Source organism: Armatimonadota bacterium (genome assembly GCA_018268395.1).
Taxonomy (GTDB): Bacteria; Armatimonadota; Fimbriimonadia; order Fimbriimonadales; family Fimbriimonadaceae; genus JAEURO01.
Genome location: JAFDWQ010000005.1, coordinates 39,226 through 63,733 on the forward strand (window position 1 = coordinate 39,226; position 24,508 = coordinate 63,733).

Sequence of the window (24,508 nt, forward strand, 5' to 3'; positions counted from 1 at the left end):
GCTCAGAGGTAGAGGCGTACTCGGCACCTGCTGGACACGGGCCCGGACCGCCCGCTCCGGGTAGGTGTCGAGCTTAGAGACGACCTACAGGGATGTCACTGAAAACCTGGATAGCGGCGGATCCTCGCGTGTCGGGATACTGGCCCGTTGGTACGAGGGATGAGTGTCCAGGTGTTCGGTGCGTTGGCGTTTCGGGAGTGCGGGGCCGTGGTCGACGCTTATCCGACCACCAAGTCGCGGGACGTCTTGGCGCTCGTCGCCCTTCAAGAAGGCCGGAGCGTCTCTCGGGGCTGGGTCATGCGTCGCCTGTGGCCCGGTTCGGGCGAAAGGGAGGCGTCGGCGCGATTGAGCGTCTGCCTGAGCCAACTCCGGAAGACGTTCGCCGAGGCGGGGACCGAATTGGAAAGCCATCTGAAGACCGACCGCAAAGTCCTGCGTTGCCTTGCCGAGGGGCCAGAGGCGAACGAATGGACGTTGTTCAAGTCGCTCCAGGCGCCCGTCGGGGGCGCTCCGGGACTTCAACAGGCACGGCGACTGGTCGACCTTTACCGGGCCCCGCTCCTCGTCGACGTGACCGGCGACTGGGTCCGCCCTGCCCGATGGGAGGCGTTGGCCGCGTTCGAAGACGCTGTGCGCAAGCTGGCGGAAGCGGCGCGCGGGGCGGGCGACGACGTGCGGGCGGCCGCACTGGAAGAAAGGGCCAGAGTGGCCCGGGCGGAGGGACTCGAACCCCCGACACCCAGTTCCGAAGACTGGTGCTCTATCCACTGAGCTACGCCCGGGCGGGAACGTGATGGTACCCGCTTACGGTACGGTCCAAAGGCGCGTCCACCGTCTGGTAACGTTGTCGCGAAAGGAAACGCTTATGAAACGGACCCTTGCCCTTGTCGCGGTCGCGTTGACCGCCATCGCCGCGAACGCCCAAATGCCGGACCTCAAACTTTCGCCCCAAGTCGAGAAACTGTCGTGGATGCTCGGCAAATGGTCCGGCAACATGAAATGGACCATGGAAGGAACGGAAATGGACTCGACGATGTCGTTCGAAAACGTGGTCGACGGGCAGTTCATTCGCTCGACCTCGCTCATGGACATCATGGGGATGAAGATGACGGAGTCCGGCTTCACAGGTTGGGACGAGAAAGCCAAGGCTTACAAGAGCTGGACGTTCACGAACTTCGGCGCGGCACCGCGCACCGAGACGGGCAAACTGGACGGCGACACGATCGTCTTTACGAGCGATCCGTGGCAGACCATGATGTCGCCCGAGCCCACGGTCAGCCGCTCGACGATGAAGAAGGTCTCGGACACCGAGATGAAACTCGTCCTCGAGTTCCAGCAGAACGGCAAGTTCGAGAAAGTCGGCGAAGGCACCTTCAAGAAGGGCTAACGGCCGCCCAGTCCGCTCAGCGTCACGCCTTCGATGAAGAAGCGCTGGGCAAAGGCGAACAACGCGATCACCGGGACCACCGACATCGTCACGAACGCGGTCAGGAGTCCCGGTTCGCCGTTCCTCTCGCCGTTGAAGAGCTGGACGGCATAAGAGACCGGCATGGTTTCCGGCGACGACGAGTACACGAGCGGGCCCATGAAGTTGTTCCAAGCGCCGAGGAACGTCATGATCGCGATGACCGCCAGTGCGGGTTTGACCTGCGGCAACATCACCGACCACAGCGACCGCAGGTAGCCACAGCCGTCGATCTTGGCCGCGTCCTCCAACTCATAAGGTACTTGCATGAAGAACTGGCGGAGGAGGAAGACGTTGAACGCGGCCGCGAACCACGACGTCACCCACATCGGCTTGAGCGAGTCGATCCAGCCCAGCGACCGGAAGATCAAAAACTGGGGCAGCAACGTGACCGCTGCGGGCAGCATCATTGTGCTCAGCATCAGGGTGAACAGCAGTTCCTTGCCCGGGAACCGGAGCCGGGCGAAGGCATAAGCGACGAGGCTTCCCGAGATCAAGGCTCCCGCCACGTTCATGACGACGAGCCAAAGTGTGTTCTTCAAATACGTCAGGCCGTACAGCGCCTCGGGAGGCAGGAATTCAAGAGCCTCGACGTAGTTGCGCCACCGAAGGCTGACAGGGCGGACGTGTTCGGTCTGGCGAGGGGCGAAGACGTGGCGACGGCCCTTCATCGAAGCAGGTTCCAAGATCTGGACGTCCTCGCTCCCGTCGGGGAGTTTTTCGAAGACCACGCCTTTCACCGCCTGGCCTTCGAAAGTTGCGGTGACGAGGGGCATGTCGCGAGGGACGCGCTTGGCTTCCGCCTTCGGCACGTTGAACGAGTAGCCGCCATAGTAGGCCGGTCGCTCGATCCGGAGCGAAAGCGTGCCGTCCGGGTTCTCCTTGTCAAGGTCGGCTTTGACCGTCAGGCCGTGGTAGCGGGCCTCGTAATACGGGTGTGCGGGGTTGTCGACGGGCATCGTCTGTTCGACACGCGGTACCCAAACGATCCCGTCCTTGTTCGACATGTCGCGGTCTTCTTTGAAGCTCGTGACGAGCAGGAACAAGAAGGGGAGCCCGAACACCACACATCCTACGAGAAGGGCGATCTGGGTCGACACGGCGCGGAAGACCTCTTTGCCGCGCGCTGATTTAGCCGACCACGCCATCGCTCCGACCGCCAAGGCCGCAAAGACGACCAGCCACGCCAGTCCGACCGGACTCAGGTGGATCTGACCCGTCAGGAACCGGGGCGGGTCGGAGTTGGCCCGAGGAAGGAACGTGACTCCGACGGTGACCGCCGCCCAGAGTAGGGCGTTGCGGACGTGGCTTTGACGCCGTCCCGGGCCATCGTCGCTAAAGGCCTTGACCACTGAAACGAAGGCGAACACGACTGTCACGGTCGCGAGCCATAGCTGCACCGAGAGAACGGGCCAGAACACGGGCAGGCCGAAGTTCGGAGAGCCTCGCAGGAGGACGGAGACCACGATCGCGAGAAGGCCGCCACCCGCAAGGGCCGCACCTTTCGTCCGGGCGGCGTCGGGTCCGCTCAAGGACGCCACGAACCGGGCGCCACCGAAGACCAGGGCCGCCGCCCCGCCCCAGAACAGGACCGTGGCCAGCACGAACAGCCAGGGCATCAGGGGTCCCTCCTCATTTGTCCGCCTCGTAATAGACCCACCGCTTGCGGAGGCTCAGTTGGACGACCGTCAAGGCAAGGATGACGAAAAACACGACCCAGGCCAAAGCGGACGCATAGCCGAGTTTGAAGAAGCGGAAGCCTTGCTGGAACAAATGGACGACGGGAGTGAGGAGCGAGTTCGAGGGCCCTGCAAGCCCGGTGTCCGGGCCCATGAAGATCCAGATGCGGTCGAACTCTTGGACGGCCCCGATGACGCCTGTGATCGCATTGAAGAAGACGATCGGACTGAGCATGGGCAGCGTGACCCGCCAGAACTGCTGCCAAGGGTTGGCCCCGTCGAGGTGGGCTGCCTCGTAAAGCTGGCCGGGCACGCCCTTGAGACCTGCGAGCCACAGGATCATGCCTCCTCCCGCGCCCCACAGCCCCATGAGGATCAGTCCCGGTTTGGCCCAGTCGGCGACCTGGAACCAGCCCGGCGGGGGCACGCTGAGCCAATGGGAGACCGTGTTCGTCCAGACGGCGTTGACGAGGCCCTTGGTCGCGTCGCCGCTTAAGACCCAGCTCCAAAGGACGGCACTGGCAAGGGCAGGCACGATCGAGGGCATGTAGTAGACCGTGCGGTAGAAGCGCGTCCCCGTCGTCGCCTTGTTGAGCAACATCGCCACGACGAGCCCTGTGCAGAGTCCGAGCGGCACGCCGATCCCGGTGAGGTAGAAAACGTTCCCGAACGCTTTGAGGACGTTCTCACGGTCGGTCGTGAGCATCTCTTGGTAGTTGCCGAGGCCCAGGGCCCGCGGCTCGCTGAGGACGTTGTACTGGGTGAAGCTCATCGTCAACGACGCGAGCATCGGGCCGAGCGTGAACACCAGGAACCCGATGATCCAAGGCGAGATCAAGAGGTAGCCCCAGAAGGCTTCGTGCCGTGCCAGTCTGCCGAGGTTGAGCTTGCGGAACCGGACGACGGCGACGGCCACGATGCCGAGCAGGACGACGCCCAAAACGCCCATCGGGATCCGGAAATTGAACGGCTTAAGCGTCTCGTACCGGAGGTTGGCGTCCAGGTCGGCCTGCACGGCCGCCTGACTTGCGAGCAGCGCCTGCTTGGGGGTCTTTTCGAGCTTGCAGGCCGTTTCGAGCGCCTTGACATGCTCCGACCAGAGCGTCTGCCCCACGATCGTCGGGGGCCTGATCCGCCCGACGTCGGCGAGCTTGATGTGCATCGCCAAGGCGTCGGCCAGGTTCTTGTTCGACGGTCGGATGAGCTTGGCGTACTCTTGGTTCGCTTCTCGGTGGCCCTGGATCCGAGGGATGAACTCCCGGCCACGGCTCTTCTCGTAGGCGGCCTGGGCCCGGGCTTCGATCAGGCGCGCTTCGAGGCTCGTGAAGAACTTGATGAAGCGCCAGGCGCCTTCGAGGTTCTTGGCGCCGTTCGGGACGGCATAGCTGAATCCGCCCGTCCACGTGACGTACGTGTCCTTCTCGTCGGCGAACGCTCCGCGCTTGTAGAAGCGGTCGTCGGGAACGGGGGGCGGGGCGACGCCGAAGTCCAAGTCGGGGGCGTAACGGCTGAGCGACGACAGGATCCAATCGCCGTCGATCTTCATCGCGACCTTGCCGACGATAAAGGCGTCGTGCTCGTTGGAGAGGAAGCCGCTCTTGAACTTTTCGGCTTCGTCGTACCCGCCCAAAAGTTTGTATCCGGCGATCATGAAGTCGAGCGCCTTCTCGGCTTCGGGCGAGTCGAGCGTGCAGGTGCGCCCGTCCGGGGACATGAAGCTGGCGTTCATTTGGAACGCGTACATGTAGAGCCACGAGTTGCCGAAGTTGGGGATGAAGCCCGCGACCCGCATAGCGCCGCTCTCGTTCCGTTCCGTCAGGACCTTGGAGTAGGCGAGCGTCTCGCTCCACGTCCGAGGCGGACGTTCGGGGTCGAGTCCGGCCTTACGGAGCCCGTCTGCGTGACGCCGGAAGATCTCGCGGTTCCAGTAGAGGATCCGGTCGTCCGCGCCCGTCGGGATCCCGTACGTCTTGCCCTTGTACTGCGTCTCGGACCAAGCGGCCGTATAGTACTGTTCGGCTTTGGGGCACAGCGGGTCGGTGCCTTGATCGCGGGCGATGAGGTCGTCGAGTGGGCGGAACGCGCCGCGACTGGCCCAGTCACTGATGCTGAACCGGTCTTGGGCGATGACGTCCGGCGGAACTTTGCCCACGATCGCGGTCATGAGCTTTTGAGGGTTCATGTCGCCGGCCCCCATCTTCGTGGACTTGATCTTCAAGTCGGGGTTCCGGCGCTCGAACTCGGCCATGACGGCCTCGATACCCTTCGAGTCCGGGCCGGCACCGAGACCCCAGACGGTGACGGTCTGGGGCTTCTGCACTTGCCCGAAGGCTTGCAGGGCGGCAAGGCACAAGGCGACGATCACCGCTCGCCCTAGCCCTGGGCCGCCCCGCCTCGTTGCCATGCTCTTCAGAGTCTATCCAAGGACGGGGCCGATCAGTTGCCGGTCGACGTCCCCGTTTTCGACCGCGCCTCTTGCTCGCTGCCTGTCGGAGGCGCGGTCGTCGCATCGACACCGTTGGCGTAAGCGGAGTCCCGTTCGGCCCTTGTCTTGCTTTGCTCGATCGCGAGGTCCTTCTGTTGCTGGGTCAACCCTCCCGAGTTGCCCGACATCATCCAGATGCCGACGAGCGCAGCGACGCCGAGCACGGCCACGATGACGATCGCAACGGGAGGGATCTCCTTCTTCATGGACTTATTCTCCGGGGAGCTTGCAGACGGCGTCGGTCGCTCTTGGGAGAGCGTCGAGGCACGAGATGCCCCTGTCCCAGAACGGGTCGCCCGAACCGCCGACCCAGGCGCCGGCCTTCTGTTCGTAGCCTTTGAACAGCGTGCCTTGGAAGACCCCGTCGCTCGCAGCACCGTTGACCTTCTGGAACCGGGCGTGCCCGTCCACGAAGCCCCAGACCGATCCCTCGGCGTACGGATTGTCGATGTTGCCGTACTTCGCCCTCGGGTCTCCGGTGTTCTTCCAGTCCGAGCGGCGGGTGTTCTCGATCGAACTGGCCAAAACCCATTCGGGTTTGGTCCACGGATCGGGATAGTTGCCGACCGAAATGTCCTGTCGCTGTTCGCCCATCGCGATGGTCTCGGCGGGAAGCGGGACCGATGTGAACGACTTGGCCCCGCGGTAGAGCTGCGGGTCTAACGAGTACGTCGTCGTCCCGATGCGGACGCCTTTCCGCGGCTGGATCGCGGTGAACACGTTACGTGCGACCGCGAAGCTCCTGCGAAGCTTGCCGAACGGCGTCTCGTACGTCGGGAACTTGTCTTCCGTCGAGTAGAGGATGTTGAAGTTCTTCGTGTACGGCTGGATCAGCTTGTCCCACGACATGCCTTCGGTCTGGTCGCCGCCGCCACCGCTGGCGCCATAACCCGCGCGCCATTGGGGACAGGGCGTGTCGTCGTTGTCGCCCGCATACAGGAAGTGGGCGTTCATCGTCTGTTTGAAGCCGCTGATGACGACGACCTTCTTCGCGGCGACCTTCGCCTGGGCGAAGACGGGGAAGAGGATCGCGGCCAGGATCGCGATGATCGCGATCACGACCAGAAGCTCGATGAGGGTAAAGGCGGACCGGGTCCGGATGTTCATACGTGTCACCTATCGTGTCGACAAAGAGGTTCGGGAGCGGGGTCGGGGCGACCGGGCGGGCGACGCCACGGTCACAGAGAGGGGAGAGACCGTCAGGGTCACGGCGCCGTTTTCGGGCGCGGCTTTCCTGCGGTAGGAGCCGGTCGAGACCGGGTCGTTTCGGAAACTTTCGACGTCAAGGCTCCCCGACGTCCAGGGAAGGCGGACCTTTTGCGGTTCTGAGCCGTCGTTGACGGCTACCACGGCCCACTCGTCACCGACCTGCCGCCGGAAGACGAGAAGGCCTTTGTCGTCGTCGCAGGCCACAAGGGTCGGGTCTCCACTTTGAAGGGCTGGGCTCGACGCGCGTAGGGCGGAAAGCAACGTGTACGTCCGGAGAAAGCCGTTGTCGACGTGGGCGAGGTCCCAACGCATTCCACGGCGGTTCGCCGGATCGCGTCCTCCCGCCATGCCGAGCTCGTCACCGTAATAGACGCACGGCGCCCCGGTCCACGTGAACTGGAGCATCGCCGCGAACCGAGCTCTCTGCGGATCGCCGCCGCACTCGTCGAGGAGTCGCGGCGTGTCGTGCGAGCCAAGGAGGTTCATCATGTTGCGGCTGACCTGGGGCCCGTAGTCGTCATAGACCTTCATCAGGGCGTTCCAATACTGCCTGGGCGTCGTCTTGCCCCGCCCTGCGAACGCGAGCACCGCGTCCCGGAAGCGGTAGTTCATGACCGAATCGAACTGATCCCCCTTGAGCCAAGGGGAACCGTCGCCCCAGATCTCGCCCACGATCCACTTGTCTTCCCCGTGGGCCTTGACGCGCTTGCGGAACCGGCGCCAGGTGTCCATTGAGACTTCGTTCGCGACGTCGAGGCGCCACCCGTCGATCTTGGCCGTCTTGTCCCAAAAGTCGGGAACGGACATCAGATAGTCGCTCGTCGCAGGGTTCGTCGTCATGAGCTTGGGCATCGACTTGAACCCGAACCAGGCTTCATAGGGCGGCGGATCGCTAACGGTGACCGGGAAGGACTTCACGGAATACCAGTCGAGGAACTTCGATCCTTGCTGGTTCTTCAGGACGTCGGAGAAGGCGAAGAAGTCGACAGCGGTGTGGTTGAACACGCCGTCGAGCACGGTCTTGATCCCTTGGCGGTGCATGTCGCGCGTGAGCGCGGCGAACTCTTGGTTGGTCCCGAACCGATGATCGATCTTCTTGTAGTCGGTCGCCTCGTAGCGGTGGTTGCTGGGGCCCTCGAAGACCGGGTTGAAGTAGACGCATCCGACGCCGAGCCTCTTGAGGTGGCCCAGGTGCGCTCGGACCCCGGCGGCGTCTCCACCGAACCAATTGCCGTACGTCGGCTCGCCGTTCCAAGGCATGACGTCGGCCGGATCGTTCGAAGGGTCGCCGTTCGCGAAGCGGTCGGGAAAGATCTGATAGACGACGCTCGTCTCGACCCACTTCGGAGGGGTCAGCGGCCGGAACGATTTCGGTTCGAGGACGAACCGAGAGTCGCTGCCCTGAGGGCCGACCCCCCGAGCGTACCAAAGCCCTGTCCGGTCGAACGTCGCGGGCCCGCGGCCCCCGTCGTCGAGGGAGAAGGAGTACCGGAAGGGCGATTTTCGGTCCCAAGGCACCTTCACCGAGTAGCGCGTCGTGAACTCGTCGCCTCCTTGAGGGGCCATCGCGGCCTGTCGAGGCCGGCCCGAGCCCGTCTGGTACCAGACGGAAACGCCTCGGACGTCGTCCGGACGCGCCGTCACGGTCAGGGACAACCGGCCGCGGTCCCAGTTCAGCGACGGCGGCCCTTGGGCGTGGCGCACCCCCGAAGCGGCGATGCGGCCGTCTCCAGGAGATGCGGGAACCAGATAGTCAGGTGGCCAAATGTAAAGCACCGAGTTCGTGTTACCGTTGCCGTCGTCCTCGTTCTTCGATGCCTTCGGGTCGACCGTCCACGTGTCGCCGTCGACGACGAACTTGTACCAATACTTGCCCGGAGGGAGCTGCAGTCTCACGGTCCAGACCGATCCGTCCCGTTTGAGGAGCGTCGCGTCCTTGTTCCAATCGTTGAAGCTCCCGGCGACCGCGACCGACTTCGCTGCCCGGCCCGGATCGAACGCGAAGTCGACGTCGTACTTCTCTTGGAGGGCCATCGCGGACGCAAGGGCCAGCACGGTCAAGGTCATAAGAGGCCCCCCTGCCGGATCGACGAGCCGCGCACTTGCAACAGGCAGGGGACGATGGCGCGCTTCGGCTCCGAGGCGTCGCCGCTGACGACGTCGAGCAACGTCTCCAGGGCGGTATGGACGAGCCGCGGGATGTCGAGGCTGACGGACGTCAGGCCGCCGTCCAGCATGAGGCAGACGTTGCTGTCGTTGAAGCTGACAAGGCCAAGGTCTTGAGGAATGCGCAGCCCGGCCCGTCTGGCCGCCACCACGACGCCCATCGCCATGAAGTCGTCGAGCACGACGAGCGCGTCCGGCCGTTGCGGGCCTGCGAGGGCGGCCATCGCCGTCTCGCACGCGGCCTCGAGGCCGAAATCCGAATGGAACACGGTGACCGGCGCCTCGTACTGGTGGGCGATCCGGGCGTAACCTTCGATCCGGTCGTCACTGACGGTGATCCCGGGCCGACCCGCCAGGAATCCGACGTGGCGGTAGCCGCTTTCGAAGAGGTGTTGCGTCGCGATCTGTCCCGCGTACACGTTGTCGTTGTCGATCGACCAGACTTTGGCCCCCATCGGATTGCCGATGAGGACGAACGGAAACCGGTCGCACTGGAGCCGGACAAGGCGTTCGTCCTGCGCTTCGGACTCGACGAGGATCAGACCGTCGACGCGGCGGGAGCGAAGAAGCTCGTCATAGACGTTCCATTGGCTCTTACCTTCGGCGACTGTCTCGATGCACAGATGGAACGGCGTCCCGTCGAGGCCGTCGAGGATCTCGGAGATCAGGCTGGTGTAGAACGGGTCGCCGTCGAGCCCTCCGTGCGGCCGTTTGACGGCCAGGCCGATCAGGCCCGTGCTTTGCTTCCGGAGGTTCCTGGCGCGGACATCGGCCCGGTAGTTGTGCTGCTCGATGGCCTCCAGGACCTTGTCACGGATCTCAGGCTCGACCCGCTCGTCGCCCGCCAAGACGCGCGAGACCGTCGCTTGGGAAACCTGCGCGTACTTGGCGATGTCCTGTTGTGTGACCCTCATCGAAGCGTCCCGGTGCCGTTACCGAAGAATACGTATTCTCAGTATAGCAGGCTTTTCGTGACGCAAGGCGATCGCGGGCGTTTCTCAGGGGGGCCGTCCGGAAAGAAAAGAGGGGCCCGACCGTTTCGGTCGGGCCCCTTGAAGGCAAGCGCAAGCGGTTCAGGCGGCCCGTTCTTCTTGGACGACCTGACAGGATTCGAGACGGTCGAGCCGGATCTCCCCCACGTCGGTGATCATGCAGGGCCCGTACAGCGGGACGAACCCGATATCGAACACTTCTGCGACTTTTTCGACCTTGCGGCCGGACCGCTCGACATAGGTGAGGGAAACGAACTGGCCGACATAACGTTTGGCTTCAGACAGCAACATTGGTCTCGTCCTCCGAATCGCGGAGCTACGTCCGCAGCCCCACGGAAGGGGTGTTCCATCCCGTCCGCCCCGTCGTGCCCGCAAGCCTATCGGCTTCCCTGGAACCGAACGGGAATCCCGGATAAGATGCGGGTGTCTCGTGGCGCGATGAAGCACACTTACGACTCTGCAGTCTGCCGGGACTATCCGGTCTCCTCGCAGTTGGAATGGATCCTGACGAACGGGATCGGGGGGTTCGCCATGGGCACCGTCGCCGGTTCGAACACGAGGCGCTATCACGGGTTGCTCGTCGCCGCCGTCCGTCCTCCGACCGAACGCGTCGTCCTCCTGGCAGCGGTCGAAGCGTTCGCGATGGTCGAGGGTCGGAGCTACGGCCTGTCGACGAACCAGTACGTGGGAGCGGTCCATCCGCAGGGGCACCTGCTGATCGAGGAGTTCAGCGTCGGCTCTCACGCGGAATGGAGCTATGACTTGGACGGACACCGTCTGCGGCGCCGGATCCGGATGCATCCTGGAGAGAACGCCTGCACGATCGAGTACCAGAACATGTCGGCCGTACCCGTCCTACTTACGCTGCGGCCGCTCGTCTGCCACAAGTTCTATCATGATAATTTCCGGGTCACCGACTTCTACCCGCAGTTTCTCGTGTTCCCCGAGGGGCGGACGGTGCTGACCCACGAAGGCGACAAACTCTGTCTCGAACACCCGGACGCGGACCGGACACCGACGACGGGCTGGTACTACCGCTTCGAACACCCGCTCGAAGCCGTCCGCGGGCTCGATCCGATCGACGACCTTTACTGCCCGTGCGAACTCCGCTACACGCTCGGCGCAGGGCAGACGGCCCGGTTGGTCGCATCGACGTCCGAAGACTCCGACCCGATCGGGTTCGAAGACGAAAAACCGGCCGTCGACGCCTCCCCGATCGACCTCCTGAAGTGCGCCGCACGCCATTACCTTGTCCGGACACCTGACCGTGCGACCGTGATCGCGGGTTATCCGTGGTTCACCGATTGGGGCCGGGACACGATGGTCTGCCTTCCTGGGCTGTGCCTTCCGACGGGCGAGACCGGATTCGCCAAGGACGTCCTCAGGTCGTACGCAGCCCACTTGGACCGGGGACTCGTCCCTAACCGGTTCGCCGACAGGGATTCTCGTCCTGAATACAACACGGCCGACGGAACGCTGTGGTTCGTCCAAGCCCTGCACGCCGTCCTCGAGGCGGACTGGGACGAAGAGTTCGCGCAAGAAGCCCTGACGTGGTGTTTCGACGTCTTTGAATGGCACGTCAAAGGCACGAAGTTCGGGATCGGACTCGACAAGTCCGACAGCCTCCTCCGGCAAGGCGTGCCCGGTGTGCAGCTGACTTGGATGGACGCCAAGGTCGGCGACTGGGTCGTCACGCCCCGCCACGGCAAACCCGTCGAAGTGAACGGACTGTGGATCAACGCGCTCCGTGTGATGGAGCGACTCGCCCAGAAGCTCGGCGCCGATCCGGGCACCTTCACAGAACTGGCTGAAAAGGGTGAAGCCTCGTTCCGGGCCAAGTTCTGGAAGGAGTCGCTCGGTCACTACTTGGACACGGTGGAACCGGACGACGGAAGCCTACGACCGAACCAGCTCATCGCGATGTCGCTCCCGTTCGGGCCTGCCGAAGGGCCGAACGCCGTGCAAGCGCTCGAACTCGTCCGGCAGAAGCTCGTGACGCCGAACGGCGTCCGGACACTTGGCCCGGCCGAGCCCGGGTACCGAGGACGGTACGAGGGACCGATGGCGGAGCGGGATTCCGCGTACCACCAAGGCACGTCCTGGCCCTGGCTGCTCGGTCCGTACGCTTCGGCCGTGCTGCGGTTGAAAGGCGACGTCGAAGAAGTCAAAAGCCTCCTCAGCCCGGTGCGGCACTGGCTCTCGACCTATGGGATCGGCGGGATCGCCGAGGTCTACGACGGCGACGCGCCGCAAACGCCCGGCGGGTGCCCGTGGCAGGCCTGGAGCGTCGCGGAATGTCTGCGGGTCATGGACGCCGTCGAACGAGGAACCTAAGACTTCTACCGGTCAAAACCGGCCCGTTTCGAACGGGGCATGCGTTACACTCCTGTCCATTAGAGGTTTCTTCCTATGAGACGCTCCTTGCTGCCGGCCGTTTTCGGCTCTTTCGTCGTTCTGGCCGGTCTTGCCGCCGCCGGCCGCCTTGTCCAACAAGGAGGGGCGACTGTGAAGGACGGCGTCGAGGCCATCGGCTCCAAGGCGCTCGCGTTCCGATATGCGCAGCGGCTCGATGGTCGGAACGGGGTCCGGGCGGACGCGATGATGCGGGCCGTCGCGCAACGTAAGGCCCTGATCGAGGCTCAAGGCGGTCAGATCGCGGGCGGGCCCGTCTGGACGTATCTCGGGCCCGACAACGTCGGCGGGCGCGTCCGATCGGTCGTGCCGCATCCGACCGTGGCAGGGACGCTTTGGATCGCATCGGTCGGGGGCGGCATTTGGAAGACGACGAACTCCGGTTCGAGCTGGTTTCCGCTGAACGAAAACCTCCCGTCGCTCTGCATCGGCTCTTTGATCATCGACAAATCGAACCCGAGCGTCCTCTACGCGGGCTCGGGTGAGAGCTACTTCGACTCGGAATTCGCCGAAAACAACAAAGCTGCGGTCCAAGGCGCCGGGATCTACAAGACGACGGACGGAGGGACGTCGTGGAACCAATTGGCTTCGACCGTCAATCCTGACTTCAACTGCGTCAGCCGCTTGGCGATGAGCCCGACCGACCCGCTGACGATCTTGGCGTCGACCGACACCGGCCTGTTCCGGACGACGGACGGCGGTCAGACGTGGGTCAAGGTCTATAACGGCAAGGTCTTCGACGTCGACTTCCACCCGACCGACCCGAACCGCGCGGTGGCGGGCCTGCCCGCCGCTCCGGGCGTCGTGAGATCGGCCGATGGAGGTCAGACATGGTCGGCCTCGACGGGGATCGCGTCGACGATCCGCTGTGAGACGGCCTGGTCTAAGAGCGCGCCCAACAACGTGTACGCTGCCGTCTGCACCGGTAGCTCGTTCAAAGTCTGGAAATCGACCGACAGCGGTCAGACATGGGTGGTCAAGACGACCTCGAGCTTCGGAAACTACGAAGCCTATAACTGCATGATTTGGGTCGATCCGACCAACGACAACAACCTGATCGTCGGCGGTGTCAACGCTTACCGCAGTACGAACCAAGGCGTTTCCGGTTCCCAGGCGTTCACGAACGTCCATCTCGACTTCCATTGGCTCGCCGAAGAGCCTGGGTTCGACGGGACGACGAAGAGGCGCGTCTGGTTCGGGACGGACGGTGGCGTCGCGACCGCGGCCAACGTCTACGCCAACACGACGACCGACCTGAACAACAGCCTCGGGATCACGCAGTTCTACGGCGGGGCGATGAACGACTCCACGGGCCGTATCGTCGCAGGGGCGCAGGACAACTATACGCAGGTCGGCTCAGGGTCCTTGAACTGGGTGGCCGAGATCGGCGGGGACGGCGTGCATTGCGCCAACGACCCGTCGTTCCCGAACACGTTCTACGCCGGCTATTACTACATGAACATGTTCCGGAGTACGGACGGTGGGAACAACTTCGGAACGGACGTGACCGCAGGTATCTCGGACCGGGGAAACGAAGTCAACTGCAACTTCATTCCGTACTTGACCCTCGACCCGAACCAGTCGAACACGATGTTGGCCTGTTGCCGACGGCTGTGGAGGTCGACGAACATCCGGACGGGTAACCCGCCGACGTGGACCGCGATCAAACCGCCGATCGCCGCCGGGCCAGGCGGAGGAGGCGGCGAAGGTGGGCCCCCGCCCGATCACTTCGCTTCAGAGATGCCCTACAACTTGTCCTTCTGCGCCATCGCAAAGGGTGATTCGAACGTGATCTGGGCCGGCCATAACAACGGGCAGCTTTACAAGACCACGAACGGGACGGCGGGCAGTCCTTCGTGGACACGCGTGGACCTGAACGGTCCGCTTCCCGCGCGCTGGATCTCGAGCATCGTCATCGACCCGGGGGACAAGGACCATGTGTACGTCGCCTTCATGGGTTGGACGGACGACAACCTGTGGGAGACGAACGACGGCGGTGCGACGTTCCATCAGGTCACGGGCATCGGCCAGAGGCATATTCCCGAGGCGCCCGTCAGCGCCTTTGCCCTCGATCCCCTCCGACCTGGGCACCTTTTCGCGGGCACGGACATCGGGATCTTCGTCAGTTGGGACAACGGACAAAGCTGGTCCGTCGAGACTCAGGGGCCCGGCACCGTCCCCATCGACTTCTTCCAGTGGAGGAACAACTCGACCCTCGTCACCTACACGTATGGGCGCGGGGCCTGGTCCGGGGCCGTCGGTCCGGCCGATACGAGCGTCGGCCCGACCGGCTTCCAAACCGTAAGAGGGCGGACGGTTGCCGGCGGACTGTCTTCGCTACAAGCGAGCGACGATGCCGATCTGACGGTCGCAATGGGCCCGATCGTTCCCGGCCAAGACGAAGCGCCGGTCACGGTGGACATGACGACCGTCGCACCGGGATCGGTCGCTAACGGGATCACGGTCACGTTGGAATCGTCCGGTTCGGCCGTCGGACTGACCCAAGAACTTTACGCCTATGACTTCGACGCTCAGGCGTGGGTCCTCTTGGACGCGAGGACAGCGACACTCGCCGATCAAGTCGTCTCGGTTCCGGTCGGTGCGTCCGCGTCCCGGTTCATCGCCCCGACGACAAGGGAAATGAAGGTGCGCTACCGGCTCAAAGCCGCGGGTCCCGCCCCGACCGGAAAGTGGCACGCGGCCCTCGACAGGGTGCGGTGGACGGTGTCCCAGTAGCTCACTTCGCGTCGCGGAACGTGACGCCCGTCGGCCCTTGGAGCACTTTCATGGCTTCAAGGGCCTTGACCTGCTCTTCCCAAGCGGCCATGCTCGACGCGACGTGCTCCGTCTTGGACTGGTAGCGGCGGGTCAGGTCGAAAACGTCGGCGGTAGGCGGCAGCTCGGCCAGCTCCTTCTCGATGGCTCGGAGGTCCTTCTCGGCTTGAGACACCTCGTCTTCGAGTTCGGCGACCAGTTTCTCCAGACGCCCGATCTCCTTGCTGACTTCTCGGGGAGACAGTCCAGGCGTCACGTCTTGCGTCTTGGCGGCGGTGGCGGGCGTCTTTGCGGAAACCGTCTCTGTCGGTTTGCGTCCGGAACGGTAGTCGGCGTACCCGCCGGAATACGCGACGGCCCCTGACTTTCGGACGTCGAGGATCCGGTCCGTCACTTGGGACAAAAGCCAGCGGTCGTGGCTGATCAGCACCAATGTCCCGCCGTACTCTTTGAGCACCTCGGCCAGCGCCTCGCGGCTGTCCATGTCGAGATGGTTCGTCGGTTCGTCTAGGACAAGGAGGTTGGGGTTCAACTGCGTCAGACGCGCCAGTTCGAGTTTGTTCTTTTCGCCTCCGCTCAGGGTCTTGACCTGACGCAAGACGTCCTCGCCGGAAAAGAGGAAACGCCCGAGCAGGTCGCGGGCGGGCCCCGTGTCCATGTTCGCTTCGTAGACCATGTATCCGAGCGGCGTCATGTCCGGGTCCAAGTCCGTGACGTCCTGTCGGAAATAGCCGCAGACGACGTTCGCCCCCAAGCGGGACCGACCGCCCAATGCTTCGTTTTCACCGAGGACGGTCCGCAACAGTGTCGACTTGCCCGCACCGTTCTCTCCGATGACGCCCCATCTCTCCCCCCAACGGACCGTCCAGTCGAGGGGAGGGAACAGCGGAGCCCCGAAACCGACCGAGAGTGTCTCGCACGAGAGAACGAGGTCGCCCGAGCGGGCGGCCTTCCCAAATCCGGCCGCCATGCCCTTGTCGCGCTCAGGCCCCGAAACCTTGCCCTCGATCAGGCGGTTCATGAGTTTCTGCCGGCCCCGGGCTTGAGCCGTCCGTTGACTGTTCATGAACCGTCGAACATATTCGTCAAGCTTCTCGATCTCGGCCTGTTGTTTCACCGAGAGGGCGGCCCGACGTTCGTCGTCCTCGGCCTTGAGTTTCAAGTACTTGTCGAAACCGCCCTCGAAACCCTTGACCGTCCGCTCCCTGAGGTCTAGGACCGATTCGGCCGTGTTCTGGAGGAACACGCGGTCGTGGCTGACGAGGAGCACCGCTCCGTGGTAGGCGACGATCCACTTTTCGAGCCACTCCGTAGCCTCGAGGTCGAGATGGTTCGTCGGTTCGTCCAGGATCAAGAGGTCCGGCTCTTCTAACAAGAGTCGCGCGAGGGCGAGCCGCGTGCGCTCGCCGCCGCTCAAGACCGAAACAGGCTTGTCGAAGTCCTCTTCAGGAAAACCCATGCGTTTCAGCACGGTCGTCGCGTCGTGTTCGAGCGAATACCCTTCGGCTTCGAGGAAGTGCTCGTGGACCAAAGCGTACTCTTCGAGTTCGTCCTCGGTCGGGCCGTCTTCCAGCCGCCGTTCCAGTTCGGTGAGGCGCTCCTTGAGCGCGAGTTGATCGGCCTGGCCCGCCTGGGCTTCTTCGCGGACCGTCCGGTCGGACTCGCGGCCGTGCTCCTGTCGCAAGTACCCGATCTTTGCTCCGCGAGCGATCTGGACCGAACCCGCGTCGGGTTCCGACTCGCCGATCAGGATCTTCAGGAGCGTCGTCTTGCCCGTTCCGTTCCGACCGACCAGCGCCACCTTCTGCTTCCGCTCGATGCGGAAGCTCACGCCTTCGAGGACGATGTCCGTCCCGAACGATTTGGAGACGCCGTTGACGCCGAGCAGCACCGGGCGAGTTTACAGGCCGCCCGCCGTCTTTGGCCGCAATGTCCTACCGCCGGTGTCGCGCGGGCCGGACGGAGTTGAGAGTAACCTCCAAGCGTGAAAATCGGTCTCTTCATCGCGCTGTTCGGCGATAAGCCCCTGGAAGAAGCCCTGGACATGGCCGTGGCCGCCGGAGTCCAAGCGGTCGAGATCGGAGCCGGGGCCTACCCTGGCAGTCCGCACATCGACGTCCCCGCGCTGTTGGAAGACAAGTCGGCACGGGAGAAGCTGATGAAAGCGGTCCAGAAACGGGAACTCGTTCTCTCGGCGCTCAGCGTCCACGGCAATCCGCTCCATCCCGACAAGAAGACCGCAAAGGAGCACCACGACGTCTTTGTCAACGCGGTCAAGCTCGCCGACGCGCTCGATGTGCGGCTTGTGAACGGGTTCAGCGGGTGTCCGGGCGACGGGCCGAAGGCCGTCAACCCCAACTGGGTGACCTGCGCTTGGCCGGACGAGTTCAGGGACATCCTGGAGTGGCAGTGGAAGGAAGCCGTCCTGCCTTATTGGACCGAGCAGGCGAAGCTTCTCAAGAAACACGACGTCAAGTTCTGCATCGAGATGCACCCCGGGTTCGTGTGCTACTCCAACGACACCCTCCTCAAGCTGCGGAACGGCGTCAAGGACGGCGAGCAGATCGGGGCCAACTTCGACCCGAGCCATCTCTGGTGGCAGGGCATCGATCCGATCGCTGCGGTCCGCCAACTGGGCAGGGAAGGGGCGCTCTACCATGTCCACGCCAAAGACACGCGCATCGATCCGTACACGTCGGCCCTGAACGGAAACCTGGACACGAAGAGCTATGGCGACATCGGAGAAAGGTCGTGGGTGTTCCGCAGCGTCGGCTACGGGCACGGGATCGAGTGGTGGAAGGACTTCGTCAGCACCCTCAGGACCGTGGGTTACGACCACGTCGTCAGCATCGAGCATGAAGACGGTCTGATGTCTCCGGCCGAAGGACTGAGCAAGGCGATCGAGGTCCTCAAACAGGCCGTGATCGAGCAGCCCGCCGGTGCCATGTTCTGGGCGAAGGACTGACTTCTGAGCAAGTCCGGACGTCGGACGACGGAATTCATCCGACGTTCAGAAGCGTGTCAAAAGTCGTCAAGGCAGGGCGTGTGAAATCGCCTTGTCATGAAACGAACGTGTCTCCTCGTCCTCGGCCTCACGTTGGCCGCCGTTTGCCACGCCCAAGACGACGTCTGGTGGCCGAAGCAGTCCCGGTCGCTCTATCAAGACCTGGGAGGGATCCATAAGGTCGCCGCGATCGTCGACGCCTTCTCGATGAAAGCGTCCATGGATCCGACCGTCCAGTCCAACGCGAACTGCAAGACGGCTTTCTCCAAGGGGATGCGCCCGTTCTTCAACTACTCCATGACGGGTTGGCTCTCGCAGATGTGGGGCGGGCCGCAGAAGTACACCGGCCCCGACATGGTCGCGTGGCACAGGGCAGCGCACATCTCGGACGAAGAGTGGACGGCCGGCTCCAAGATCTTCGTCATGGTGCTGAACGACATGAAGGTCAAGCCCGAAGTCCAGAAGCGCGTCGGAGAGTTCTTCGGAGGCTTCCGGAAGCAGATGACGATGGACGGATCGGTGTCGTTCACGATGCCCATGGCCGGATCCGAGACGCTTTTCACTCGGCTCGGCGGAACGCCGGCGATCAGCGCCGTCGTGGACGAATTCGTCAACCGGCTCGCTTCGGATCCCGTCGTCATGGGGAACAAGAACGTCGTAAAGTCCCTGACGAGCGGTCACGCGACCGGAGCCGGCATCAAGTATTTGGTGACCGAGCAGCTCGTCATGGCCTCCGGCGGGCCGGCCAAGTACAGCGGCCGTGACATGGCCGCCTCCCACAAAGGCTTGATGATCACGGAAGACGAGTGGGCGTCCAGCGCGAAGATCTTGAAAGCCGTGCTCGACGACTTTAAGGTGCCTGCGAAGGAACAAGGCGAGGTCTTCGCCGCCATCACATCGACGAAGAAAGACATCGTCGGCAAGTAGTTTCCCTCTCCTGAAATCGCTTGCTTCGCGCCCGGCGGTCACGAGCCCCGGGCGCACTTTTCAGGTCGCTTCCCGCGGTTGGAACAGTTCGATCGGATTGCCGCTCGGATCCTCGATCACGACCTGTGAACCGCCTGGACCCCTGACGACATCGTTCCTGAAACGGACTCCGGCGTCCTTCATTCCTCGGACGTCGCGCTCGATATCGTCGGTCAGGACGACGATGCGGTTCCAGCCGCCCGGTCCGGGCTTCCCTCCGTCCGGCATCGGACGTGCCGCGGACGAAGACGGTCCAGCGAGCCATAGGTCGAGTCCGTCCTTTTCCACGCGGGCGAACGGGGCTCCGAACGACTCCACGAGCGTGAAGCCGAGGGACTCCGTATAGAACGTGACCGCGGCGTCCACGTCCTCGACCATGTACCTGACCGTCGTCATGCCGTACCGATCGTACACTCTTTGCGGCGGAACGCGCGGGTAGCCTCTACGGCTTGCAGACCGACGACGACGCTTCGAACAGAAGGGACTGGCGGATCTTGACCGCTGTCGTCTTCTTGTTCACGTTCGGATTTTTCGCGTATAGCGGCGTCTTTCAGAACTTCCTCCGCGAATCGGTCGGTGTCCGCGAGCTGGGGATGGGGTCGCTGGAGTCCTTGCGCGAGGTTCCGGGCCTTCTCGCGGCCCTGACCGCCGGGACCCTCGTTTCACTGGCGGAGGCGCGCGTCGCGGGATTGGGGCTCGCGGTCTGTGGCGTCGGGATCGCGGCGACCGGGCTCTTCCCGAGCTTTGCGCCCCAGGTCGCCGTCGCCATGGCCTGGAGCGTCGGGTTCCACTTGTACGCGACGGTGTCCGGCGCGCTCACACTGGCTTTGGCGAAAGGCACCGAAGGCGGACGGCACCTCGGACGGATGAACGGAGTCGGCGCCATGGCGACCATCGCGGCTCTCGGCGCGTCCTACGTCGTCGCCAGGGCTGTCCCCGGGACACCTTATTCCGTTTACTTCGTGTCGGGCGGGGTCGCGATCGTGGTCGCTGCCGGACTGTGTTTCCGACTGTCGGATCAAGCGACCCACGGCAAGCGTCAACCGATCGTGTTCCGAAGGGAATACGGCCTGTACTATCTGTTGATCTTTCTGGAAGGCTGTCGACGGCAAATCTTCTCGATCTTCGCTTCGTTCGCCCTGATCCTCGTGTACGGAGTCCGCGTCGAAACGATGCTCTTGCTTCAGTTCGTCAATGCCGCACTCATCGCGGTGACGGCACCGGCGATGGGCCGGTGGATCGATAAGGTCGGAGAGCGACGGCCCTTGACGATCTATGCGCTCGGCTTGATCGCGGTGTTCGTGGGCTACGCCACCGCCAAGCAGGTCGGCGTCCTGTACGCGCTCTTCTTGCTCGACAATGTGCTGTTCTCGTTCTCGACCGGGTTCACCGTCTACCTCCACCGCATCGTCTGGCCAGGAGAACTGACCCCCTCGCTAGCGATGGGGGTCACGATGAACCACATTGCCGCCGTCACCGTCCCACTTGGGGGCGCGTGGCTCTGGCACCACTTCCGCGATTATCAGGCCCCGTTCTGGGTCGGGGTCGGCATCGCCGTCGTTTCCCTCGTCGCGACGCGTTTCCTTCCCGAGGGCACGCGCGCTGCCTCCGGAGCCGCCCGGGCCTGAACTCGGCCGTCGGTAAACTGGGCCATGCCCCTTGACAAGAAGACCGTCCGTGACATCGATGCGTCCGGGAAGCGCGTCCTTGTCCGTTGCGACTTCAACGTTCCGCTCGACGGAGGCGTGATCACCGACGACCGCCGGATCACCGAAGCGCTTCCGACGATCCGGTTGCTCGTCGAAGCCGGGGCCAAAACCGCCCTGTGCAGCCATCTCGGTCGCCCGAAGGGCGGTCCCGCTCCGGAGTTCTCTCTGGCTCCCGTCGCCGTCCGGCTGACAGAGCTTCTCGGGCAGAACGTCTTGCTCCTGAAGGACTGTGTCGGACCTGAGGTCGACGCGATCAAGGAGGGCCTCCAACCGGGACAGGTCGTGCTCTTGGAGAACGTCCGTTTCCATGCTGAAGAAGAAAAGAACGATCCGGCGTTCGCGGCCGAACTCGCCAAAGGGTTCGACCTTTATGTGAACGACGCGTTCGGCACGGCGCACAGGGCTCACGCGAGCACGGAAGGCGTGGCCCGGATCCTTCCTGGAGTGGCCGGCCTCTTGATCGAAAAGGAGATCAAGTTCTTGGGCGGCGCCCTGGAAGATCCGAAGAGGCCTTTCGTGGCCGTCCTTGGCGGGGCGAAGGTCGCTGACAAGATCAAAGTCATCGACAATCTGCTGCCCAAGGTCGACAAGCTTCTGATCGGTGGCGGGATGGCGTTCACGTTCGTCAAAGCCCAGGGTCACGAGATCGGAAAGAGCCTTCTTGACGAGGCGAGCGTCGAATTCGCGAAGGGGCTCCTGGCCGACCACGGCGACAAGATCGGCCTGCCGGTCGACTACGTCTGCGGTGCCGAGTTCAAAGAGGACACGGACGTCGTCGCCTGCGCAGCGGACGCCGTACCTGCGGACTTCATGGGTCTCGACATCGGCGAACGCTCTCAGCGGATGTTCGGCGGCTTTTGCCAAGACGCGGGGACCGTGGTCTGGAACGGACCGATGGGCGTGTTCGAGATGAGGCCCTTCGAAGCGGGGACGCGCGCGGTGGCCCAAGGCATGGCCGAGTGCCGGGGCGTGACCGTCGTCGGTGGAGGCGATACGGCCGCCGCCGTCGAGAAGTTCGGGTTAGCCGACGCCATGTCCCATGTCAGCACGGGAGGCGGCGCGTCGCTCGAGTTCCTCGAAGGCATCGAGCTACCCGGCATCGCCGCCCTTCAGGACCGCTGACGGCTTATGTCGCGAGCTTCGTCACGATGTCCCACTCTGCAGGTGTGACGGGCATGACGGAAAGGCGCTGGCCCCGCATCAAGACTTTCATGTCTTCGAGACCGGGCGTCCCGCGCAAGGTCGCGAGTGTTACGGGTTCGTTGAACTTGCGGACGAAGCGGACGTCCCGGGTGATCCACCTCGGCGCGTCCTTGGGGCTCTTCGGGTCGTAATACTCGCTGTCCGGATCGAACTGCGTCGGATCCGGATAGGCCTCGCTGACGATCTCGAGGGTGCCGACGATCCCCGGTACGGCACAGCTCGAATGGTAGAAGAACCCCATGTCGCCGACGCTCATCGCATCGCGGAAGAAGTTCCGCACTGTATAGTTTCGGCAGCCTTCCCAGACGTCCGGGCCGCCTTTGGCCTTGAGGTCGTCGATGGAGTAACAGTCAGGCTCGCTCTTCATCAGCCAGAACGCCATGGCTGATTCTGGCACCCGCTTTAAGCTCTCATCTTGTAGTCTTCGTCGTCCCCGTCACAAGTGCCGCCTTCCTTTCGGTCGGCAGCCCAAGCGTCGACGGCTTCGGCAAGGGTGATCACGTGCGTCCGCATGAATTCTGGGTCAGGGCACTTCGTCGTGGTGTAGTGTTCGATCAGGACGCGCAGTTCGGAAAGGATCAATCTGTTTTTCATTACGGTCAGGAATACGGCTTCAGCAAAAGCAACCAGGGAACAGAGGCAACGCTCCCCGTCCCTTTAAGTGAGAATACGTATTTTGACCAGGGGATGTTAGGGTGGCTAGTGCCACCCCGAGAAATGTCTAAGTTTGCGACGAATCACGTAGGACCAAACTCACATCCCCAGTTACGACGCTGACGTCTAAGGTCCCGGTACCCTCTCCGAGACGGCCTGTCACTTTCTGACCTTCGCGCACCATGTCGGCAAGTTCGAAACCGCACGCGACGGCTCCACGAAGCGTCGAAAGGGACACCCGACAATCGCTGCCGTCCACGATGCCGAGTTTCACGTCACCGGACACGGCGGTGATGTTGACGGCCGAAGACACGGGTTGAGAGACGTCGGCAGAGATGTCGCCCGAGGCGGCCTCGACCGAAAGCGTCGTGGGCTTGACGTCGGTCAGCGTCACGTCGCCGCTCGATGTCTTCGCTTCGATGACGCCTGTAGCGCGCGTGACGGCGATGTTGCCCGACTTCGTGTCGACGTTCAACCGGTTCGTTCCGGCGTCTTCGATCCGGACGTTGCCGCTCCGCTGGGAGACGGCCACGTTACCCGTCACATTGGAGAGCCGGACGTCGCCGCTCGAGCCGTCGGCCTTGACGGAAGCGTTCGTCCCGGACACTTTGAGATCGCCCGACGCTTGTTTCACTTCCAAAGGGACGCCGGCCGGCACGTGGACGATCAAGTTGGTCGTCACGTTCGAGCCCTCGGGCTGTTTGAACACGACGTACTGATCGCTCTCTTCGAGCATGGGGACGTATTCGTCCGCCATCTTCTGCGCCTCGGCGTCGTCGTACGACCGGAAGGTGGCGTTGACGGTCAGGGAACCCGTCTCGTGGCCGCCCTCGACCACGATGTCCCCGTTCCTGACGTCCAGCTTCAGGGTCTTGCCTTCGGGCACCGCCAAGGACATCAAGGCCGTTTTGACTTGGGCGTTGCCGAAGAACACCGAAAAGCCGCCGCCCTTCTTGGCTTCTTCGGCCGCGTGCTTGACCGCGTCGACGCCCTTGTTGACGCCTTGACGGACCTGGTTCGCGATGTCCTCCCAATTGACGTTCTTCGCGACGTCCTTACCGATCTTCTCGATCGAACTGATGAATCGGCCGACCGGATCCTCCTTTTTCCCCGATGCGTCCGTCGCGTCGGCCTTCGGGGCCTCCACGGACTCGGCCTGTCCCTCGACGGCTTCCGTCTCGTCGGGAGCGTCGTTGAAGGCCTCGATGAGTTCGGCCGCGTCGTCCGGAGAGAGCTTGCCCTCCTGGACCAGCCGCATGATGCGTTTGACTTCTTCCTTCATCTCCAGTCAGGCTCCTTTCAGCCTTGCCTTGGCCTCTTCGGCCGAAATCGTGCCCTGTTCGAGTTCGTCGAGGATCTTCGTACGGTCCAAAAGGATCTTGCTCTTCGCCCTCGTCGACTCTTTGAACGGTGCGAGCCCCATCGCGTCCAACATGGTGTCCAGTCGCGCCCTGACGGTCGGGTAACTGAGGTTCAGCTCTTTCTCGACCGTGCTGATCACCCCCCGCGCCCGGAGGAACACCTCGAGGAACTCGCGCTGTTCCTTGTTCAGCCGCGAGGTCGGGGGCAATTTGAACTTGCCTTTGATCGTGATCCCGCCTTCGACCGAAGTCAGCTCGCTCACATAGAGCGGCCCGCCGGTCACGGGGCAGGTCGTCGGGATGTCGTGCAGATCCTTCTGTTCCATCGCGCAGTTCACCGAGTCGTGTCGATTATTGATACCATACGCTAGACAATCGCCATCCGTTGCGGGTTCCCGGAATCAGAATCTAAAGGGACGTCTGAGAAT

The 24,508-nt window shown here is 63.4% G+C and carries 20 protein-coding genes and 1 tRNA gene; 7 read left to right on the forward strand and 14 right to left on the reverse strand.

Translation table 11 applies throughout. The features are described from left to right. Positions 1–706 precede the first annotated feature (706 nt). Positions 707–782: transfer RNA gene (locus JST30_09870), tRNA-Arg, on the reverse strand. A gap of 83 nt (positions 783–865) precedes the next feature. Between JST30_09870 and JST30_09875 the strand changes: the two genes are divergently transcribed. Continuing rightward, positions 866–1,387, forward strand: coding sequence for a hypothetical protein (locus tag JST30_09875; GenBank protein MBS1714629.1), 522 nt, complete (start codon positions 866–868; stop codon positions 1,385–1,387). Here JST30_09875 and JST30_09880 read toward each other — a convergent pair. From JST30_09880 to JST30_09910, 7 genes are all read right to left on the reverse strand, one after another. Further along, a complete protein-coding gene (locus tag JST30_09880) occupies positions 1,384–3,084 on the reverse strand; it encodes a carbohydrate ABC transporter permease (GenBank protein MBS1714630.1) in 1,701 nt (566 codons plus the stop codon). The genes JST30_09875 and JST30_09880 overlap by 4 nt on opposite strands. Positions 3,085–3,097: 13 nt before the next feature. Then, positions 3,098–5,548: an extracellular solute-binding protein gene (locus tag JST30_09885; protein MBS1714631.1), complete on the reverse strand. Its 2,451-nt coding sequence runs from the start codon at positions 5,546–5,548 to the stop codon at positions 3,098–3,100. A gap of 32 nt (positions 5,549–5,580) precedes the next feature. Continuing rightward, on the reverse strand, positions 5,581–5,835 hold the full coding sequence (locus JST30_09890; GenBank protein MBS1714632.1) for a hypothetical protein: 255 nt from the start codon (positions 5,833–5,835) through the stop codon (positions 5,581–5,583). Positions 5,836–5,839: 4 nt separating this feature from the next. After that, complete coding sequence (locus tag JST30_09895) at positions 5,840–6,736, reverse strand: prepilin-type N-terminal cleavage/methylation domain-containing protein (protein ID MBS1714633.1); 897 nt, start codon at positions 6,734–6,736, stop codon at positions 5,840–5,842. A 9-nt stretch (positions 6,737–6,745) separates the two neighbouring features. Beyond that, positions 6,746–8,905 carry a hypothetical protein gene (locus tag JST30_09900; GenBank protein ID MBS1714634.1) on the reverse strand — a complete coding sequence of 720 codons (2,160 nt, stop codon included), beginning with the start codon at positions 8,903–8,905 and terminating at the stop codon, positions 6,746–6,748. After that, positions 8,902–9,918, reverse strand: a complete 1,017-nt coding sequence (locus JST30_09905) for a LacI family DNA-binding transcriptional regulator (GenBank protein ID MBS1714635.1) — start codon at positions 9,916–9,918, stop codon at positions 8,902–8,904. Before JST30_09905 ends, JST30_09900 begins: the two co-directional genes overlap by 4 nt. Positions 9,919–10,077: 159 nt before the next feature. Next, positions 10,078–10,287, reverse strand: coding sequence for a hypothetical protein (locus JST30_09910; protein ID MBS1714636.1), 210 nt, complete (start codon positions 10,285–10,287; stop codon positions 10,078–10,080). A gap of 126 nt (positions 10,288–10,413) precedes the next feature. On the opposite strand from JST30_09910, the gene JST30_09915 reads away from it, so the two are divergent. Together JST30_09915 and JST30_09920 are read left to right on the forward strand one after the other, a co-directional pair. Next, positions 10,414–12,330 (forward strand): glycogen debranching enzyme family protein, encoded by a 1,917-nt coding sequence (locus JST30_09915; protein ID MBS1714637.1) that lies wholly within the window; start codon positions 10,414–10,416, stop codon positions 12,328–12,330. 75 nt (positions 12,331–12,405) lie between these two features. Further along, on the forward strand, positions 12,406–15,144 hold the full coding sequence (locus JST30_09920) for a hypothetical protein (protein ID MBS1714638.1): 2,739 nt from the start codon (positions 12,406–12,408) through the stop codon (positions 15,142–15,144). 1 nt (position 15,145) lies between these two features. Here the strand turns inward: JST30_09920 and JST30_09925 are convergent, their stop codons facing one another. Next, positions 15,146–17,074, reverse strand: a complete 1,929-nt coding sequence (locus JST30_09925) for an ABC-F family ATP-binding cassette domain-containing protein (GenBank protein ID MBS1714639.1) — start codon at positions 17,072–17,074, stop codon at positions 15,146–15,148. A gap of 93 nt (positions 17,075–17,167) precedes the next feature. On the opposite strand from JST30_09925, the gene JST30_09930 reads away from it, so the two are divergent. Then, a complete protein-coding gene (locus JST30_09930; GenBank protein MBS1714640.1) occupies positions 17,168–18,148 on the forward strand; it encodes a sugar phosphate isomerase/epimerase in 981 nt (326 codons plus the stop codon). Positions 18,149–18,244: 96 nt separating this feature from the next. Beyond that, entirely contained in the window at positions 18,245–19,114 is an 870-nt protein-coding gene (locus JST30_09935) for a hypothetical protein (GenBank protein ID MBS1714641.1), read from the forward strand. Positions 19,115–19,174: 60 nt separating this feature from the next. On the opposite strand, the gene JST30_09940 is transcribed toward JST30_09935, so the two are convergent. Further along, positions 19,175–19,549: a VOC family protein gene (locus JST30_09940; protein MBS1714642.1), complete on the reverse strand. Its 375-nt coding sequence runs from the start codon at positions 19,547–19,549 to the stop codon at positions 19,175–19,177. A 53-nt stretch (positions 19,550–19,602) separates the two neighbouring features. On the opposite strand from JST30_09940, the gene JST30_09945 reads away from it, so the two are divergent. Together JST30_09945 and JST30_09950 are read left to right on the forward strand one after the other, a co-directional pair. Continuing rightward, complete coding sequence (locus tag JST30_09945; protein ID MBS1714643.1) at positions 19,603–20,781, forward strand: hypothetical protein; 1,179 nt, start codon at positions 19,603–19,605, stop codon at positions 20,779–20,781. 24 nt (positions 20,782–20,805) lie between these two features. Beyond that, positions 20,806–21,984, forward strand: a complete 1,179-nt coding sequence (locus JST30_09950; GenBank protein MBS1714644.1) for a phosphoglycerate kinase — start codon at positions 20,806–20,808, stop codon at positions 21,982–21,984. Positions 21,985–21,988: 4 nt separating this feature from the next. Here the strand turns inward: JST30_09950 and JST30_09955 are convergent, their stop codons facing one another. The 4 genes from JST30_09955 to JST30_09970 all read right to left on the reverse strand — a co-directional run bounded on the left by JST30_09955 (position 21,989) and on the right by JST30_09970 (position 24,418). Beyond that, a complete protein-coding gene (locus JST30_09955) occupies positions 21,989–22,447 on the reverse strand; it encodes an EVE domain-containing protein (protein ID MBS1714645.1) in 459 nt (152 codons plus the stop codon). A gap of 20 nt (positions 22,448–22,467) precedes the next feature. After that, positions 22,468–22,659, reverse strand: coding sequence for a hypothetical protein (locus tag JST30_09960; GenBank protein ID MBS1714646.1), 192 nt, complete (start codon positions 22,657–22,659; stop codon positions 22,468–22,470). A gap of 127 nt (positions 22,660–22,786) precedes the next feature. Continuing rightward, positions 22,787–24,001 carry a DUF4097 family beta strand repeat protein gene (locus tag JST30_09965; GenBank protein MBS1714647.1) on the reverse strand — a complete coding sequence of 405 codons (1,215 nt, stop codon included), beginning with the start codon at positions 23,999–24,001 and terminating at the stop codon, positions 22,787–22,789. A gap of 6 nt (positions 24,002–24,007) precedes the next feature. After that, positions 24,008–24,418 (reverse strand): DUF2089 domain-containing protein, encoded by a 411-nt coding sequence (locus JST30_09970; protein MBS1714648.1) that lies wholly within the window; start codon positions 24,416–24,418, stop codon positions 24,008–24,010. Positions 24,419–24,508 lie beyond the last annotated feature (90 nt).

Bases quoted from the DNA above. Each gene is read 5' to 3' on its own strand.
- JST30_09915 (MBS1714637.1), top strand. From the start codon at position 10,414: ATGCGGGTGTCTCGTGGCGCGATGAAGCACACTTACGACTCTGCAGTC.
- JST30_09885 (MBS1714631.1), bottom strand. From the start codon at position 5,548: ATGGCAACGAGGCGGGGCGGCCCAGGGCTAGGGCGAGCGGTGATCGTC.
- JST30_09890 (MBS1714632.1), bottom strand. From the start codon at position 5,835: ATGAAGAAGGAGATCCCTCCCGTTGCGATCGTCATCGTGGCCGTGCTC.
- JST30_09895 (MBS1714633.1), bottom strand. From the start codon at position 6,736: ATGAACATCCGGACCCGGTCCGCCTTTACCCTCATCGAGCTTCTGGTC.
- JST30_09905 (MBS1714635.1), bottom strand. From the start codon at position 9,918: ATGAGGGTCACACAACAGGACATCGCCAAGTACGCGCAGGTTTCCCAA.
- JST30_09965 (MBS1714647.1), bottom strand. From the start codon at position 24,001: ATGAAGGAAGAAGTCAAACGCATCATGCGGCTGGTCCAGGAGGGCAAG.
- JST30_09875 (MBS1714629.1), top strand. From the start codon at position 866: ATGAAACGGACCCTTGCCCTTGTCGCGGTCGCGTTGACCGCCATCGCC.
- JST30_09955 (MBS1714645.1), bottom strand. From the start codon at position 22,447: ATGGCGTTCTGGCTGATGAAGAGCGAGCCTGACTGTTACTCCATCGAC.
- JST30_09950 (MBS1714644.1), top strand. From the start codon at position 20,806: ATGCCCCTTGACAAGAAGACCGTCCGTGACATCGATGCGTCCGGGAAG.
- JST30_09935 (MBS1714641.1), top strand. From the start codon at position 18,245: ATGAAACGAACGTGTCTCCTCGTCCTCGGCCTCACGTTGGCCGCCGTT.
- JST30_09960 (MBS1714646.1), bottom strand. From the start codon at position 22,659: ATGAAAAACAGATTGATCCTTTCCGAACTGCGCGTCCTGATCGAACAC.
- JST30_09940 (MBS1714642.1), bottom strand. From the start codon at position 19,549: ATGACGACGGTCAGGTACATGGTCGAGGACGTGGACGCCGCGGTCACG.
- JST30_09880 (MBS1714630.1), bottom strand. From the start codon at position 3,084: ATGCCCTGGCTGTTCGTGCTGGCCACGGTCCTGTTCTGGGGCGGGGCG.
- JST30_09920 (MBS1714638.1), top strand. From the start codon at position 12,406: ATGAGACGCTCCTTGCTGCCGGCCGTTTTCGGCTCTTTCGTCGTTCTG.
- JST30_09910 (MBS1714636.1), bottom strand. From the start codon at position 10,287: ATGTTGCTGTCTGAAGCCAAACGTTATGTCGGCCAGTTCGTTTCCCTC.
- JST30_09900 (MBS1714634.1), bottom strand. From the start codon at position 8,905: ATGACCTTGACCGTGCTGGCCCTTGCGTCCGCGATGGCCCTCCAAGAG.